The 17,714-nt window shown below is 31.8% G+C and carries 18 protein-coding genes and 1 tRNA gene; 7 read left to right on the plus strand and 12 right to left on the minus strand.

Annotated features, from left to right (window positions below):
• Positions 1-310: 310 nt before the first annotated feature.
• Together J3U57_RS08705 and J3U57_RS08710 are read right to left on the minus strand one after the other, a co-directional pair.
• Complete coding sequence (locus J3U57_RS08705) at positions 311-478, minus strand: hypothetical protein (RefSeq protein WP_198196432.1); 168 nt, start codon at positions 476-478, stop codon at positions 311-313.
• A gap of 61 nt (positions 479-539) precedes the next feature.
• The gene (locus J3U57_RS08710; RefSeq protein WP_267344443.1) at positions 540-665 is read right to left on the minus strand and encodes a hypothetical protein; all 126 of its coding nucleotides are present in this window, start codon (positions 663-665) and stop codon (positions 540-542) included.
• Between the two features lie 665 nt (positions 666-1,330).
• Between J3U57_RS08710 and J3U57_RS08715 the strand changes: the two genes are divergently transcribed.
• Together J3U57_RS08715 and J3U57_RS08720 are read left to right on the plus strand one after the other, a co-directional pair.
• On the plus strand, positions 1,331-2,593 hold the full coding sequence (locus J3U57_RS08715; protein ID WP_198196430.1) for a hypothetical protein: 1,263 nt from the start codon (positions 1,331-1,333) through the stop codon (positions 2,591-2,593).
• Positions 2,594-2,608: 15 nt separating this feature from the next.
• The gene (locus J3U57_RS08720; RefSeq protein WP_198196428.1) at positions 2,609-3,517 is read left to right on the plus strand and encodes a hypothetical protein; all 909 of its coding nucleotides are present in this window, start codon (positions 2,609-2,611) and stop codon (positions 3,515-3,517) included.
• A 45-nt stretch (positions 3,518-3,562) separates the two neighbouring features.
• Here J3U57_RS08720 and J3U57_RS08725 read toward each other — a convergent pair whose 3' ends face one another.
• The 10 genes from J3U57_RS08725 to J3U57_RS08770 all read right to left on the minus strand — a co-directional run bounded on the left by J3U57_RS08725 (position 3,563) and on the right by J3U57_RS08770 (position 10,761).
• Positions 3,563-4,237 (minus strand): antirestriction protein ArdA, encoded by a 675-nt coding sequence (locus J3U57_RS08725; RefSeq protein ID WP_198196426.1) that lies wholly within the window; start codon positions 4,235-4,237, stop codon positions 3,563-3,565.
• Positions 4,238-4,309: 72 nt separating this feature from the next.
• A complete protein-coding gene (locus J3U57_RS08730) occupies positions 4,310-5,557 on the minus strand; it encodes a tyrosine-type recombinase/integrase (protein ID WP_198196424.1) in 1,248 nt (415 codons plus the stop codon).
• Between the two features lie 83 nt (positions 5,558-5,640).
• Positions 5,641-5,850 (minus strand): helix-turn-helix transcriptional regulator, encoded by a 210-nt coding sequence (locus tag J3U57_RS08735; protein WP_110424538.1) that lies wholly within the window; start codon positions 5,848-5,850, stop codon positions 5,641-5,643.
• Positions 5,851-6,060: 210 nt separating this feature from the next.
• Entirely contained in the window at positions 6,061-6,606 is a 546-nt protein-coding gene (locus J3U57_RS08740; protein ID WP_198196422.1) for a hypothetical protein, read from the minus strand.
• Between the two features lie 54 nt (positions 6,607-6,660).
• A complete protein-coding gene (locus J3U57_RS08745; protein WP_198196420.1) occupies positions 6,661-7,287 on the minus strand; it encodes a hypothetical protein in 627 nt (208 codons plus the stop codon).
• A gap of 314 nt (positions 7,288-7,601) precedes the next feature.
• Positions 7,602-8,192: an EcsC family protein gene (locus tag J3U57_RS08750; RefSeq protein WP_181414599.1), complete on the minus strand. Its 591-nt coding sequence runs from the start codon at positions 8,190-8,192 to the stop codon at positions 7,602-7,604.
• Positions 8,193-8,470: 278 nt separating this feature from the next.
• Positions 8,471-8,665, minus strand: coding sequence for a hypothetical protein (locus J3U57_RS08755; protein WP_086356975.1), 195 nt, complete (start codon positions 8,663-8,665; stop codon positions 8,471-8,473).
• Positions 8,658-8,816, minus strand: a complete 159-nt coding sequence (locus tag J3U57_RS08760) for a hypothetical protein (protein ID WP_165755212.1) — start codon at positions 8,814-8,816, stop codon at positions 8,658-8,660. Before J3U57_RS08760 ends, J3U57_RS08755 begins: the two co-directional genes overlap by 8 nt.
• A gap of 618 nt (positions 8,817-9,434) precedes the next feature.
• Complete coding sequence (locus tag J3U57_RS08765; protein WP_034884930.1) at positions 9,435-10,034, minus strand: inovirus-type Gp2 protein; 600 nt, start codon at positions 10,032-10,034, stop codon at positions 9,435-9,437.
• 651 nt (positions 10,035-10,685) lie between these two features.
• Positions 10,686-10,761, minus strand: a tRNA-Phe gene (locus J3U57_RS08770).
• A 158-nt stretch (positions 10,762-10,919) separates the two neighbouring features.
• On the opposite strand from J3U57_RS08770, the gene J3U57_RS08775 reads away from it, so the two are divergent.
• The 5 genes from J3U57_RS08775 to J3U57_RS08795 all read left to right on the plus strand — a co-directional run bounded on the left by J3U57_RS08775 (position 10,920) and on the right by J3U57_RS08795 (position 17,670).
• Complete coding sequence (locus J3U57_RS08775) at positions 10,920-11,369, plus strand: FxsA family protein (protein ID WP_267344452.1); 450 nt, start codon at positions 10,920-10,922, stop codon at positions 11,367-11,369.
• 133 nt (positions 11,370-11,502) lie between these two features.
• Positions 11,503-11,796 carry a co-chaperone GroES gene (locus J3U57_RS08780; protein WP_034915350.1) on the plus strand — a complete coding sequence of 98 codons (294 nt, stop codon included), beginning with the start codon at positions 11,503-11,505 and terminating at the stop codon, positions 11,794-11,796.
• 46 nt (positions 11,797-11,842) lie between these two features.
• A complete protein-coding gene (groL, locus tag J3U57_RS08785; RefSeq protein WP_065633806.1) occupies positions 11,843-13,489 on the plus strand; it encodes a chaperonin GroEL in 1,647 nt (548 codons plus the stop codon).
• A gap of 401 nt (positions 13,490-13,890) precedes the next feature.
• Entirely contained in the window at positions 13,891-15,522 is a 1,632-nt protein-coding gene (locus tag J3U57_RS08790; protein WP_267334044.1) for a hypothetical protein, read from the plus strand.
• An 18-nt stretch (positions 15,523-15,540) separates the two neighbouring features.
• Positions 15,541-17,670, plus strand: a complete 2,130-nt coding sequence (locus tag J3U57_RS08795; protein WP_267344453.1) for an AAA family ATPase — start codon at positions 15,541-15,543, stop codon at positions 17,668-17,670.
• The last annotated feature ends 44 nt before the right edge of the window (positions 17,671-17,714 follow it).

A 17,714-nucleotide genomic window follows, 5' to 3' on the forward strand; every position in this document is an offset into this window, starting at 1 on the left:
CACATTTTGTTGTCTGATTATTGATTTTTGGCGAAACCATTTGATCATATGACAAGATGTGTATCTACCTTAACTTAATGATTTTGATAAAAATCATTAGGGGATTCATCAGTGCTTTGCCTTAGTCCATATTGTAACAATAACTGCTTGAAATCAGCACTGCAATATTGGTTTCCTTGGTCAATGTGAATGAGTTCATTTTTAGAAAAGTGATGACGAAACAAAGCTTCTTTAATGTATTACACACTAAATGATGGTCTATGTAGCGAATGGTTTGCCTAGCAATCACTTTTTGTCCATATAAATCGAACTAACCTTCACCTGTTTTAATATAAGTAATATAGGTTACCCATGTCGTATTCGGCTTATCAGGGTTAAATTGCTTATCTAACGTGTTGGGCACAATATTGCGATGAGCCGTGTCTGTTTTGTACTTGAATTTACGTGCTGCTTTACTCCTTAATCCCCATTGTCGCAAAACACGGCTAATTGTCCTTTCTGAAACTTGATATCTTACCCCCTAGCACCATAATTTGTTGTTACTCAGACGTTAACTCTCGATGACTAGTTTTATTCTGGGTAAGTTCGCTGATAGAAAGGTGTGCATGAGATAACTCATAATCAACTGACTGCTGTTTGAATTCGATACTAAATTTTTTGACCATGATATTTGTCCCCTATGAGTTTTGTTTATATCATAGAGGCGACTTATGTCCAGTTTTTTGGCGAGGATCAAACATCAATAAGAGCAGCACTAGCATCATCGTAGCCCTGATAGAGCCAAGCATTGAATTCTATAAATATATATTTATCTGCTTCTTTTCAGCCTTAATATGCTTATTTTCTAATTCTTGACGAATTAGTTTTATCATTGACGATTTTCCAAGACATCAAGCTCCAGATACACCAATCAAAATAGGCGAGATTGCGCTTGCTTTATAATTTCAGCTACAGTTTTTGCGATACTGCCAAAATTTAAATAATACTTAGTTGTTTCATTATTTTTTCATATTAATAGAAAACCTTATTTTAAAAAAAATGACTTATTTATATGAACTACTATTAAACCATATAAATGGTACTCTACTAAGAATATAAGAACAATAAATAGCCTCCCCAAACTAGAATATGTAATAAAAATCAAACGTATATTATTTAATGTGTTGGCTATTATCTATTAGTTCCATTTTATTCTAGGTTGTTTATTAACATAAACTTTGTCATATTTCTATTTGTAAGCTGTTTTATATATTTACACATAAAATGTACTTTACAGAAAATGCAATAATATTTAAATTAACATACAAATTGAATAAGCTAATCATATTGCATGGCTAAATTATTTTCACCTCTAGCAACGAAATGTACTAAAAAAAAATGCCAAAAACCCATCTGTTATTCTGCGCTATTTAAATATAAAAAAGGGTTATGTAGTGAACATCTTGCTGAATTTGAACATCAATTATCGATAAAAAAACAGAAAAAACGATTAATACCTAAAAAATGCCCTGTATGTAAAAACATCATCAAAATAAGAAGAAATCAACGATATTGCAGTGCAAACTGTCGTCGGATCGCAATGCGTTTTGTTGAACATCCTATTGTGTGTGAAGTAACAAAAACAGCAATATGGCAACGTGTAGAGCGCTTATTGCGAAGCAGTCCATGGGGATTGGCATCTGTTAATAATTGGGGGGACATTTATCACCTATACGCCTTGCTTTCTATGAAAAAATATTATGAAGTGCTTTTAAAAAAAGATGCTCCTTTGCTTAAATTAAAGTTGGTCCATCTGCATCATCTTGATATTGGTGGAACCAATACGATGCAAAATATTTTATTAGTACCTAAAATGAGCACCAATTATAAAAAAGATATGAATAAAAAATGCACTGAGTTAATCTATAATGGTGAGCAAATATATAATGATAAAGCATTACCGATCACTACTTCATTATATAAAAGTCTAATTTTTCTTGATGGAAACTCCAAAAAGTGCAAACAAAAAAATAAAAACGATTTAATTGAATTATGTTTGAAAATAAAACAAGAAATTATCCAGCCTATAATAAAAATTAATGATTATACTCTTTCTTACCTACCAGCAGATATGCTCTATGCCAACCATTTTATGGTGTTCAATTCTTTATCACAGAGAAAAGAGATTAAAAGCGTTATTTATTTTCATTTGATGAACCAATTTGCTCGTATATCATTATCTAATGAGTTTATTTCTCATTTAAAAACTACAGACAATCATTTTGATAAGTTTTTAAGAGATTCATTAAAACATCTTGAGTTTTCTGATGAAAAGCTAACCTTTCAATTTTTTGAGTTACTGGCTTTAGCCATTTACCACAATTTAGTCAATGGCGATCAATCATTTACTAAAGATATCATTAAAATAACGTATGATGTATTAAGCATGATAGAAAAAAATCCAAATGATGTAAGCTCAAAGAAAGAATATTTATTTCAAAAAATCGTCGACTATATTAATCATTATTTTGAGTTATCTCTTTCAACAAAAATTGAGGGGCATGAGAAATTTATAACATTTTATAATCGATTTTTTCAACGGGTAGGCGAATAGAAACTGGAAATCATAATGAACAAATCACTAAAATCTAAATGTAAAAGACTAAAATGTGATGAACTCATTGCAAAAACACCACTTGCAAGACAATATCGTTTATGTAAAATGCATTTTAATGAAAAAGTCAACAAAATACAAAAGCACAAAAATTCTGTTAGAAAACAGTGTAAATTTTGTGGTAAAACAATAGCAAATAAAAGGAATAACGCATTCTGTAATTATAATTGTTGGCAACTAAGTTTTTGGTGTACGGAAAAAATCACTAAAGAAATCGTGGATAATTTCTTTGCGAAAATTAATCATCTTTTTTCAGAAAAAAAACAATTTAATTATGAAAAAGCCGAACTATTATTAAATCTTGAAAGAATATTATTAAATAAAGAATTAATTAATGTTATGCCCATATTCGAATCACGTTATTCTATCAAAATTGAGAAATTTTTAACACAACCTTATCTGTATATAAGGGTAGAATCATACTTTCTTAGTAATGGTTTATTAAAATATTATAAAATACTATTTTCATTTAGAGATACTTATCCTTATGATTGTGTTGAGACCATGAACCCTCAAAATCCAGATAAAGAAAATACAGATAATAATGGTATATACTTGATAAAAATGTTTTGTACTTTCGAAGTTATAGCAATATCAATGTGTTATTCATTACTATTCAAACATATTAAAGTTTTTAAAAAAATTTTTGCATTAATCTCCAAACATCGAAAGCGTATTAATAAAGAAAATTTAACATATTTAGATAAGGTTGAGGAATATCTTGAATTACTAAAATATTGCATCAATTATTTAAATGATAATTTCAACGCACAGCTACCAAATTACTTTAACTCTAAAGAAAATATACTAATATTTCTTAATTTTTACAAAAAAATAAATAATATTAACTCATGTGTAATGTAAAGTAACTCTGTAAGTTTCATTGAAATTTATAGAGTTACTAAGTGCTCATTCTAAAGATCTTGTATAGTTCAAAACACAATACTCTTCAGGAATACTTTCACCATCGTAATCGGAACTAAAAGTTTCACCTGTATAATAGATGTAATTACCAGAATAAAATGTGCCACTTTGTTCAAATGCAATATCATGGCCATATCGTTCATAATCAAAGTAGTTACTTAAATTGCCTAACTCTTTTAAACTATAACAGCCACTTTCTGCAATCCAATAAAAACCTAAATCATATTCATCAGAAATATTGGACAAGGATTGAAAGCAATCTAAGTTATCAGATAAATTAATTAAGTCAGTAATAGAATTAACGTAGTCTCCAACATCAATAACTGCTTCATAAATTTCCATTTCATCATGACTTAATTCGTTAAGTTTACAGGCTAAAAAGTTTAATTCATCAAGATTACTATGTTCTGATATATAATTTGATACACCATAGACAGTTGATTCATAATCTGTTAAGAAATACTCATCATAGTTAATGCCATCAATACCAATTCGTTGAAAGCATTGTTTTACTTGTTCAGATGTTGTTGGCAAGGCAAGCCATTCGCCCACTAACTCACCTTCGTTATATTTTCCTAAATTGGTTACAAATACTGAGATCGTACCCGAACCCACCGCAGTGGATTCAGGGTATGACGATACATTCGGTAATGTTTGCATAAACATCTCCTTAAATTTTTAGATATTAAAATAATTAATTTTTGAAAAGAGAATTAAATAGTAGAGTGCTTTTTAAGCAGTTTTGAATTCATAAGGCATGACATATTCAGTTCGGATTGAATCTAAGTAATCAGCCCACCACTGAACCATTTTTGTTCGTTCAATAATGTGCTGTGCTTTATGAATATAAGCAGCCCTTACACCATTACGTTCTTGATGACTCATCTGGCGTTCCACAGCATCTCGTGACCAGAGATTAGATTCAACCAAAGCACTACAGGCCATTGTTCTAAACCCATGCCCACAAAGTTCTGTTTTGGTATCATAGCCAATAGAACGTAATGCTTTGTTTATTGTGTTTTCGCTCATTGGCTTTCTTGCTGAGTGATCCCCAATAAATACTAGTTCGTACATGCCACTAATTTCATGAATCTGTTTTAAGATTTCAATTGCTTGATCACTTAGTGGAATTAAATGAGGTGTTCTCATTTTGGAACCTCGTTGAGAATGAGGTACACCATCAATTTCTTCCCTTTCAGCAGGAATAGTCCAAATCTTTTTATCGAAATCAATTTCTAACCAACGAGCAAACCGTAGCTCACTAGAACGAATAAATATAAGTAGAGAGAGTTTTATTGCTAATTTGGTTAACTCTCGTCCTTTAAAATTATCAATGCGTTCTAAAAGTTCAGGTATTTTTTCGAGTTCAAGTGCAGGCCGATGATTCACTTTTACTTTACTCACTACCCCTTTTAGATCTTGAGCAGGATTATAAGAGATGTAACCATTTTGCACTGCATAGCGCATTATTGCTGAAGTACGTTGCTGTAATCGGTTAGCGACTTCAAACCGACCATTTTCTTCAACAGCTTTAATTGGAACAATTAACTGACGGGTAGTTAATGCTGAAATAGAATAAGCTCCAATTTTAGGAAATAAATACAATTCTAATGTTCGTAGTACTTTTGCTCTATGTGGCTCAGACCAAGTTTTGTTATTGGTACACCATTTACGTGCAACTTGCTCAAAAGTAACTTGTATTTCATCTTCAAACTGTTTTGCTTTCTTTTCTACCTGCGGGTCAATATTTCTAGCTAGTAATGATTTGGCTTCATTTCGTATCTTTCTAGCTTCGCTTAATAAAACATTAGGATATTGGCCTATAGACATTAATTTTTCTTTACCATTGAAATAATAGCGAAAACGCCAATATTTAGAACCATTTGAATGAACAAGTAAGAATAAACCATCACCATCAGAAAGTTTATATTGTTTATTGTATGGTTTGGCGGATTTGATTTTTAAATCTGTCAAGGACATAACGAATTCCTCAATTATAAAAATTTAGATATAAAAAAAGCCACATATTTGACTATGTGGCTTGGGTGATAGAAATTTAACTGTTAATTAGTTTTAGTCTTTATCCATGCTTCAACTTCTTTTAGGCGCCAACGCGAAGATCTTCCTAGTTTTATAGGGAGTGGAAATTTATTCTGCTTTATCAAAGCATAAAACCATTTATCAGTCATGCCTGTAAGTGTGGTGATATATTTCATATCAACTAGGTAATCAGGATGTATTTGTGCATCCAAAGGGGGTAAGAATGTTGACATTGTTGTACCTCTATTGAGTGATGTGGGTTAATTACATTCAATAGATAGGTATCAACAATATTTTTTTACTATTTGATAATAAGAATATCCATTAATGGTTTTAATTGATGTGCAAAACAGGAATAAATTATTTACCACGTAATAATAGGATTGTATTTATAATAATTTTTTTTCAAGGTCACTTAGTCCTTATTTAAAAATTAATTAAGATTAATAATTATTTATAAGTTTTTCATCTGGATATAAGTTAGGATCGGTAATAGTGAATTTTTCGTAAGATACTAAAATAGGTTGAAAACTAATTACATAGGCGGGTATGTTATTACTCTTAAAGTATTTTTTAGCGTCTTTAGTATAGTTGTAAACCATTTCACGTGTTTTACTGTAGTCAACTGATATATCAGTATCGCCTTCCACGTCAAATCTTCCTGTAATATTATTTGTTAAACCATCGATGACTTCAGACTCCCAAGCTTTAAGTGAGCCATCTTTTGATTTTTCTTCCCAAAACTTATCTTTTTGTTCTTTATTTAAAAAGCCATAACGTAATTCAAATATAACTGTAACAATATCAGCATTATTATAATAGTCACGTATCCCATTAAACTTAACAGGAACAAGTATAGTATCAACTCCATTTTTGATAACCGCTAAATGTCGATTTAATCTTTCTTGTTTAATATCATCGTTGTTTTGTGCATTTGCTATACTAATTGAAAATACAATAGATAAAAGTAATATAATTAAATGTTTCATAATTTTGTTCTATTATTCTGTTTTTATTAATTTAGTAAATTTAAATAACCAAGATTAAAAAGGGCTTTTCTCGTATTGGTTTGCATCATCTACTCTAGATAACCCTGGTTCAGTATATTTATAAGTTATATATTCAACTTTTGTTGGTTGTAGGCCAACAACGTAAAATGGCGCATCTTTATACCATTTCCTAGCTTCTAAAGTTAAAGCAAATACATGATCACGACTTGAACGAATTGGAAGCCCATGAGTGTTTAACCAGCTATCAAGATCGTCTTCAATAATATCAATAAATGCATCTCGTCTATCAGTATTATCCATATCCCATAGTCGAACATCTTTTTCGGTTTTACCATCAATAAGAACATAACTAAGATCGAACTCCAATCTAACAACTACTTTTTTAGGTTCACATAACCCTCCTTCATCAACATCAATACATTGAACGTGGTCTAAAGTAATCTTTTTATGTTGTATTTCCCTTTTAAGTAATTCATTAAAAGTTTTTAAACGTTCAGGATAGACTGGGACATAATTGTATTGTGGTATTGGTTGCATGTTACTTAATTGAGATTCATTCGTATATATTTCGCTATCATGGTAAGGATTGTTATTTGCTAATGAACTTCCTGCAAATAGTAGAGATATAGCTATAAAAAAGGTTGAATTTATTTTTGACATTTTGTTATCTCCTATCCATTTAATTAAATATTATTAGTAGATTAATGATATTTAATTATTCAGAAAAATTATTGTTAGTATTTTGATGTTAAATGATAGTTATAAACAGCTAAATTATTAATTAACGTTTCATTTTGATTTATTATTTAAATAAAGTCATATTGTTTAAACAGATCAATAAGATCTTATTGATCGTTAAAAACGATCAATGTGTGTTCAATAAAGATCTATTTTAGGATCAACCAAAACTTGCTTTATGCGAGAAATTTCAGGGATTAGTTGAGGTAAATAATTAATTAACCCTATTAAATTAATTAATAAAATTGGCCGAATTGACTTTTAGAAAATTTACCTATCCGGTAAGTAATAATACGATCTATAACTGCTCCCATTACACCGCCGATTGCTGGGATAGCCTTAATTAATTTTACACTTTGTTTTGTACTTAAAATAACGATTAGTTGTTTTGTGATGGAAAGACTTATTTGCCGAAATATTTCATTAGGCTGTTTCATTAAAGTTGCTAAACAAAATTGTTGTAATTTTAATTTACTAGATATTAAACATAATGATAAATAAATTAATATTTTTATTCGTGTATCACGTACATCGTGGCCTTGTAGTATCGCAATGGTTGTTGATAATCTCATTTGAATAAATAATACGCTTAAAGTATTTGCTGGTAGAGTAATAGTTAAACTTAAAATTCCCCCTAATCCTGTTATAAATCCGGCCATTGTTGCTTTATCAGCTTCTTGTTTAATTAGTTTATCAAGGCTATCGGAATGGAATGGAAAACGAGTTTTATGTTGTTCAGCTAATGTATAAGCTGAAGCTAAACCATAACCTCCGGTCAAACAAAGCTGATAGAGTTTATCAAGTAGTAAAGGTAATTTATCTGACATATCATAATTCCTTATTTGTCGACTTAAATAAAGAATGAAAATGATAGTAAGATAAATTGAGTTCTATTAAATAGAGTAGGATTAATTGAAATATGAGGTAAATTAGCATTGTACACTCCTTATAATAAAATATAATTGAAATAAATAGTGGTATATTCAATTAATAATATCTATTTATAAATATTTATAATAAGAGTGTTTGTAGGCCATATAAAAATTATATAAAGCAAACATATTTATAATGTTTGCTTTAAGAATAAAATTAGCAATTAATAATACTACTTGTGTTTTCCATAACGTACTAAATTTTGTTTAGCGCGAGCCTTTTGTTCATCGGTTGTTTTATCTGAATTTAATATAATTTTAGCCGTGCCTTCAACTATAGCAGGTAATACATAAGTTATAGTTAATTGCCCAGATTGATAAAGTTTTTTACCAATCCATTTAATGCTACTTATAATATTACTATTCATCGTCATGTCCCGAACACTCTGGGCATGGAAAAGTAAAATTTACATCTCCGCCACATACAGGGCAATTATCCGGATGAGGTTCTTCACCATATTCAAGTGAACAAGGAATTACTCCTGTTCCATTACATTCACTACAGTCATACTTTGCCATATTATTTCCTTAAATTATTGTTGGATTAAATAATATAACTATTATCAAAAATGTATTACCTATTGTCATATTGTTTGTGTCGATCAATGTTTAAGTTATTGATCGTTACAAGCGATCAATAAATTTAGTTATGCCTTTATACGTTAATACACTATGAATAGAATTTTCTTTCTTCTATACTGATTTTACTATTCTAGCTAAAAAATTTTTAACAAGTTGTTTTTGAAAACTAATTCCACTGCACAGATTCCACTTTTATAACAATTGGCAACTGAATTTATAATCGCTTCATAGATTGCATATTGTGTAAAGTTAAAATATAAAATGGAGGAGAAGTAAAAAACAAATTATTAACTAAAAGCTGTTATCCAAACGGTACTTAAAATATTTGGAGAAAGTAATGTTAAATCAGATAAGTTTAACATATCCATATATGTATCTACTCCATATTGCCTCTGATAGGCAAAACCCATTCAGACTGGATATAACTTTCCATAACGTGTAAGTAACGATTTATCATGAGCTTTTAGCTTATTTAGTATTAGAGCATAATATTTATCTATTTTTTGATTCCTCTATATGAATTGGAACTATATCAATGAGCCTGTTTTTGTATTATTAAATAGAGAGAGGTATTAAAAATTTACTTACACCAAGTGTTCTTGGTTTTCCACGATGGCTAGGTGGAGGAACTTCACTTAAAAAGAGACAATCACTATAACGTTTTTTAAATGGCTCTTTTTGTTCTGTTTTAGCTAAATAACTTAGCATATAACAAGCCGAACGAAATGCTTCATGATCATGATGGTTTATCATTTTTAACCCATTTATACAATAATTATTGCGTTGACAGTCATATAAGTAACCATTAGTCAGTTCATGCCATGCACGTTCTAGTTCAACATAAACAGGATAGTATTTTTGTCTTTTTTGACCATTTACATAAAAAATAGCATGGAAATGAATATGTTTATTTTGATTGAACTCCATAACAACAGCATACCCTACAATATCTAGTTCAAATTGCATTGCTTGAAAAAGTAAGCATGTGATTTCTTGTTTAGCGATATGAATATTTGTATTGAATTTATCATCCTTAGCATAATGAATGTCGATTCGAATCGGTAAAATTTTTGAGTATCTATCTTGTAATTTATTTAGGTGTGTCATTAGTTGCTGATTGAGTTGGGTATGAATAGTAAAGTTTTTATTTTTCATGTGATGGCTCTTATCAAATTAGAATCATTTGATAAGAGCTAAAATTATTTTTTTACTGTTTTAGTAACTGATGGTTTACTCAGATAAGGGGGTATTGGTGTTATTTATCTAATAATTTTCTTTTATATAATAATATTAATTAACCTTTAATGATTATTTTTTTATCTTATCCTTAGCCTTAATAAAATATCGAAAACATTTGATAGAAATTAATATTTTAAATTGCAAAATAGTGAAACGCTAATGTAATAATATTATTGTCATAAAACGATCAATCCATCAGAATATGAATGGATGAAGATGAATAGTGCATAATTCTTTTATGATTAAACAACCGGTGTAATGTAAATAAATATTTACAAAAAGAATAAAGTAGTAACGGTATCAATTGAAAGTAACAGTACAAATAATGAATACATAATCATTTGGCAAGCAATTCTCTATAGCCCTTGCAAATAAAGGCCTTAAAGCCATTTTATGGATACACGCCATTATCGAACCAAATGTATCCGGGTTTGTATCCGATTTTCCGCTTGATTTGAGGTAATTTCAGTTGAATTCGGTTGAGTAGTGAAACAAGGTGAAAGGCTTATTTGAAAAGGCTTTAGGCATAAAAAAACCTGCTAGAAGCAGGTCTTAAAATTTGGTGATTGGTGCCCGGACGCGGAATCGAACCACGGACACGGGGATTTTCAATCCCCTGCTCTACCGACTGAGCTATCCGGGCAACAATGGATGCACATTAAACACGATCTGAGATTATCCGTCAATCCCTTTTGTAAGATATTTTAAAAAAAATAGATTGTTTGGTTGAAAAATAACTAATCATCTATATATCTGGATCTAATTTTAATAATATAACGTCACTTTTTAAGGAATTGTTATATGCGATATCTAGGCTTTATTGTTTTTTTTATTTATCTCTATTTTGAGATTAGTACATTTATGATGGTAGCTAACGCTATTGGCGTTTTTCTTGCCTTAATTTGTATTATTGCAACATCTATTATTGGTTTTTCATTAGTTAAAACACAAGGTTTAAAAAACCTGCGCGAAATGCAACAAAAAATAGCAGAAAATCAGAGCCCTAAAAATCAAATTATTAAAAGTGTTGCTTTATTGTTTGCTGGTTTTCTATTACTTATCCCTGGTTTTTTGACCGACATTTTAGGCGCTATTTTATTAATTCCTTATGTGCAAGAATCGATTGTTAATTTCATTGTAAGAAAAATGCCCAAAAAATCAATATTTTCATCATACCAACGCACTGATAAAAATGCTGATATTATTGAGGGAGAATTTATTCGTAAAGATGATGAAGAATTAATCAATTAAAAAATATTTTGATTTTATTCTCTTGAAGAATTTAAAACAAACCCCATGTAGTATTCACTATATTATATAGATCATAATTTGATGATTTATTGTTAATAATTATTTAATTTAAATTAGTGCTAGGAGATAACTAATGAAAATTCGTCCATTGCATGATCGTGTGATCATTAAACGCAAAGAAGTAGAATCAAAATCAGCTGGCGGTATTGTTTTAACAGGTTCAGCTGCGGGTAAATCAACACGTGGTGAAGTTTTAGCTGTTGGTAATGGTCGCATTTTAGAAAATGGTCAAGTTCAACCATTAGACGTTAAAGTTGGCGATATCGTTATTTTCAATGAAGGATATGGCGTTAAAACAGAAAAAATTGATAACGAAGAAGTGCTTATCTTATCTGAAAGCGATATTTTAGCCATTGTTCAAGCGTAATTGGCAAATAATTTAATTTATAGACAGAATTCAGGAGAAATACAAAATGGCAGCTAAAGATGTAAAATTTGGTAATGACGCTCGCGTTAAAATGCTTAAAGGCGTTAATGTACTAGCTGATGCAGTTAAAGTCACTTTAGGTCCAAAAGGACGTAACGTAGTATTAGATAAATCATTTGGTGCACCAACTATTACTAAAGATGGTGTGTCAGTTGCTCGTGAAATCGAATTAGAAGATAAATTCGAAAACATGGGTGCACAAATGGTTAAAGAAGTAGCTTCAAAAGCAAATGATGCTGCTGGTGACGGTACAACTACTGCAACAGTCCTTGCTCAAGCGATTGTTAATGAAGGTTTAAAAGCGGTTGCGGCTGGCATGAACCCAATGGATTTAAAACGTGGTATCGATAAAGCTGTTGTTGCAGCAGTTGAAGAGCTTAAAAAATTATCTTCACCATGCGCAGACTCTAAAGCGATTGCACAAGTTGGTACTATTTCAGCAAACTCTGATGAAACTGTAGGTACTTTAATTGCACAAGCAATGGAAAAAGTGGGTAAAGAAGGTGTTATCACTGTTGAAGACGGCACCGGTTTACAAGACGAACTTGATGTTGTTGAAGGTATGCAATTTGACCGTGGTTATTTATCACCATATTTCATCAATAAACCAGAAACAGCAACGGTTGAATTAGACAGCCCATATATTTTATTAGCTGATAAAAAAATCTCTAACATCCGTGAATTACTACCAGTATTAGAAGCAGTTGCTAAAGCAGGTAAATCACTATTAATCATTGCTGAAGATGTTGAAGGCGAAGCATTAGCAACATTAGTTGTTAATACTATGCGTGGTATTGTTAAAGTTGCCGCAGTTAAAGCACCTGGTTTTGGTGACCGTCGTAAAGCAATGTTACAAGACATCGCGATTTTAACAGCTGGTACTGTAATTTCAGAAGAAATCGGTTTAGAGCTTGAAAAAGCAACGTTAGAAGATCTTGGTCAAGCTAAACGTGTTGTTATCAATAAAGACAATACCACTATTATCGATGGCGTTGGTGAAGAGTCTTTAATTACTGCGCGCGTTGAACAAATCCGTAAACAAATCGAAGAATCAACTTCTGACTACGATAAAGAAAAACTTCAAGAACGTGTCGCTAAACTTGCTGGCGGTGTTGCAGTAATTAAAGTTGGTGCAGCAACTGAAGTTGAAATGAAAGAGAAAAAAGCACGTGTTGAAGATGCATTACACGCGACTCGTGCAGCGGTTGAAGAAGGTGTGGTTGCCGGCGGTGGTGTTGCGTTAGTTCGTGCTGCATCTGCAATTTTAGACCTTAAAGGTGCAAACGAAGATCAAAACGTTGGTATTAAAGTAGCTTTACGCGCGATGGAAGCGCCATTACGACAAATCGTGACTAACTGTGGTGAAGAAGCATCTGTTGTTGTTAACGCAGTTAAAGGTGGCAAAGGTAACTATGGTTACAATGCTTCAACTGAAGAGTACGGCGATATGATCGCAATGGGTATCTTAGATCCAACTAAAGTAACGCGTAGCGCATTACAATATGCTGCATCTGTTGCAGGTCTTATGATCACAACTGAATGTATGGTTACTGATTTACCTAAAGATGATAAAGCTGATTTAGGTGCTGCTGGTGGTATGGGCGGCATGGGTGGAATGGGCGGAATGATGTAATTCATCCTATTTCGTTACAACCCAAAACCTGTTAAAAAACCACCCTTTTATCGGGTGGTTTTTTATTTATTTTCCTTCTATCAAATACTCATTAACTTCACAACTTAATCACATAATCAACACCGTGAATATCAAATAAAAGTCCATTTACACTAATTGTTGTTGAAAATAGCAATACATCTAATTTTTCTTTATGACTTTTAGTTACGCTTTTTTAGAAATGAACCAAGTATGTTGTTTTTTTCTTGTCAAAATGAAATGTAAAATAGATAATAACATGATGAAAAAATGAGGTTTATTTTTTCTATAAAAATAAATTAATTATACCAAACTTTATTACTTTATATGAAATAAGATATAAAGTTATTAAATAATAAGTGAATATAAAAAGGAATAGAACAATGAGTGTATCGTCCAGTAAAAAAGCTGCAACAGTTCAACAAAATGATTATTCAGTAAGACAACGACAAAAATCTACCCGAACAGAATCCCCTCAAGCTAACATTCAAAATAATACTTTTTTCAAAGTTATTTTTTCCGATAATCTTTCTCTTGAACAAAAAGTTCAAGAAGTTACACAAATTTTAGAATTTACCGATAATAAAGAAATAGATCGTGAAAAAGTAGAAGAGTTTGATAAGTTCAAAGAATATCTACAATCAATCTCTGAAGAGATGTCTAAGCAACGTATCGAAATGACTGATACCGAAGTGTTCGCTGAATTGCAACGAGTCTATGCTGATTTTAATAATGACCTTAATGATTTTATTGATAAAATCAAACCGCTTACCGAGATAACTGATGCGCTTTATAACTTACGCCAAAATGGTGAAACACGTAACGCTCTAGCGCAAATAAAAGCAGATCAAGAATGGGATGATGAGAAGCAAGCCGAAAAAAAACAAATACAAGATGAAATCACAAATAACAATACACTAATAACCAAACTAAAAGAAGAAATTCATACTTTAGAGCAAGATAGAATATTCTTCGGACTTGGAAAAATTAAAGCGGCTTCAAAAGCGAAAATAGCAATTAATCAAGAAAAAATAGCGCAATTAGAACAAGATATACAAAATAAAAATACACAATTAGCAAATCTTGAAGAAGAAATTAAACACCGCCATGCGCAACGTAGTGAATCACTTGATGTTGAGAAATTAAAAGAGCTACTGAATTTAACATCAGATGAACACACATTACGACAAGCTGATATGGTTGAATCTGCCTTAAAATTCGTTAACCAAGGTAAAGAGCGTTTTGGTGCTATTCGTGGTCATCTTGAAAAGATGGTTAAACAAATCGAAGGGCTTAGCGACAATAATGGTAATATGATCCAAATTTATGCCATTATGAACGAAGCGACCAAACAAGTTGAAAAAGTCCATCGTGAACGCCGACAAGAACTCGAAAATAAAGATGTTGGTGACAATTTGTTAGAGTCAATGAAACTGGAAGAAACTCGACGTAATTTAGATGAACATATCGATACCGTATCAACCGCAACTGTCGATACTATGCAAACCTACGGCGAATTAACTACCGAAGCAATTAAAATACGTAACATGCAAGCTGCAACTAAAAAACAAGTAGAAAGTGCAAGAGCAATGCATTCACGCGGTATTGCATCAGTCGCTTCACAACTTAGCGTTGTGGTAACAGCGGTTAACTCAGCAGCGATTAATGAAGCGCAATCCATGGCAGGAAATACTTTAGCTGAAATGGCGAGAGTAACTAACGATATTGCTAAGAACGAAGCAATACGAATTGCAACGGGTCGTGATGAAATCAATAACGACTTAGAAGCTATGCTACAAAACTTAGCTGAATTTGGCGATACTCAACGTGAAGCAACAGAAATCACCCGTTCTGCCCTTGAAACAATGCGCGCTAATTTAGAAGAAATCGAAAAAATGTCCAAAGATGTTCAAGGTGATACTCGTGAATTTATTGCAGTAACTGGTGATGTTTTATCTGAAAAGAGTGAAGCCAAAAAAGAAACTAAAAATACTACGTCCCCTTTTAAACTATAACTGACGAAGGAATGCACAATGTACCTAGTTAGAGGGCGTGAATATTTAGCGCAACATCCCAATTTTTCATTAGTGGGAAGAGAGCATGATTTAGAAAGAATATCATCAATTCTGATCCGACAATCATCAAACTCACTTTTACTAACAGGACCAGCTGGTGTAGGCGTTTCGGCGCTTACCCTTGGTTTACAAGCAGCTAAAAATAGTCCTGACACACCATTTGACTTAATTGTTAAAAAACTATTTTGGTTAAATAGTGATGCACTGTTTTCCAGTGGTGATAGCACTAAAATTAATAACGAATTTCAAAATATTTTAAAAAAATTACTGCAAACACCTGAATCGGTTTTAATTATTACTGATACAGCTAATTTTTTAGAAGCGGCACACAATACCGGTAATGCTCATTTTATTAATGCATTAAATAACGCTGATAAATCGGGTAATTTTCAAGTAATTCTAGAAGTTCGTGATGATAAACTTAGTAGTGTGCTAAAAGCTAGTACTAAAATGCCAGAGCTCTACACGCTTTATGATGTAAAAGAGCCAACAGGAAGTGATTTAAAAGCAATTGTTACAGTTGTTGCAAAAGAGCTATCTGAACATCATCAAATCGAAGTTGACGATAATGCTATTGACGAAGCAATACACTTAACAAGCAAATATCGTGATAGTTTGGGTTTAGGTGGAGCACAGCCTCAACGCGCAATATCCTTGCTTGATCGCGCACTAGCAAGCTACCGCCAACTGACGCATAAACAGCACCCTAAAATTGCTCAATTAATGGCTAAAATTGCGAAAAGTACTGATGAAACAGAACGTCAAACTTTGCAACAGCAATTAAATCAATGGCAACAAGATTGGCAAGATTTGAAATCAGAAATTAGCAAAACATATCAATATCAACGTGATGCTGAAACATTACGCTTCCAGCTACAAGACGAAATCACCCAAATTCAGGAGCAAGAAGAGGAAAACAAAATTTCTGATTCTGCGGCCATAAAAACCTTTGCTCAATTGACAGCAGGTGGATTTGACTCGCCAGCTGTCACCAAATTGAAAGAAAAAATTCGACAAATTGATGCCGAAATTGCACAAAATAATGAGCAACATAAAAAACTAGTAATGCTTGCCAATAAAGATCTACGACTAAATCGACAAGAAGTAATTACTGAATTTAGTAAAATTTCGGGAATATCAACCAATAAACTCGATGAAAACGAAGTTGAAAATTTAATTAATTTAGAAGCGCATTTATTGTCACGTATTTTTGGTCAGGATGAAATCGTCAAACATGTAGCTAATTCGGTTAAAGTTGCTAAAGTCGATGCACTAAAAGAGTCTGGTCCAGCAATGTCTTACCTCTTTTTAGGACCATCCGGTGTAGGCAAAACAGAAATGGCAAAAGCTTTAGCGCAATACGTATATGGTGACGAAAAATCATTAGTGCGATTTGATATGTCAGAATATATGGAAAAACATGCAGTTGCTAAATTAATTGGTGCGCCGCCAGGATATGAAGGGTTTGAAGCTGGTGGTATTTTGACTAATTCAGTTAGGGCTAAACCGATTGGTATCTACCTATTCGATGAAATCGAAAAAGCACACCCTGATGTATTTAATATTTTCTTGCAGATCTTATCAGACGGACGTTTAACCGATAATATCGGTCGTACGGTCGATTTTTCTGACATAATGATTATTATGACATCAAATATTGGTCAGCCTTATTATCTTGATCCTAATCTATCTGATGAGGCAGCACGCGAACTAGCAACAAATGAGCTAAATAATACCTATCGTTCAGAATTACTGAATCGTTTTAATGGTAGAGAAAATATTGTTCATTTTAAACGACTACCAATGGAAGTTATTGAGAAGATTATCCGCCGTGAAATTGATAAACTCAATCAAGCTTATCAACCTCGAAACCTAACTATAGAAGTACAAGACGCTTGTCTTAGTGCATTTTGTCATGATCATTATGATATTATTCGTGGTGCAAGAGGTTTACCAGGTTATATTAAAGCCAATATTCGACCGTTTATCGTCAATCACATATTACAAAACCCACTTGATCAAGGCACGTTTAAAATAGTGTATAACCAACAAACGCATAGTTTTGATATGGAATTTTGTAAAAATTAAAAACGCTTCACTTCGTTTTTAGCGAAGTGAATTTACTACAATAA

The organism is Gilliamella sp. B3464 (assembly GCF_026536145.1).
Lineage (GTDB): Bacteria > Pseudomonadota > Gammaproteobacteria > Enterobacterales > Orbaceae > Gilliamella.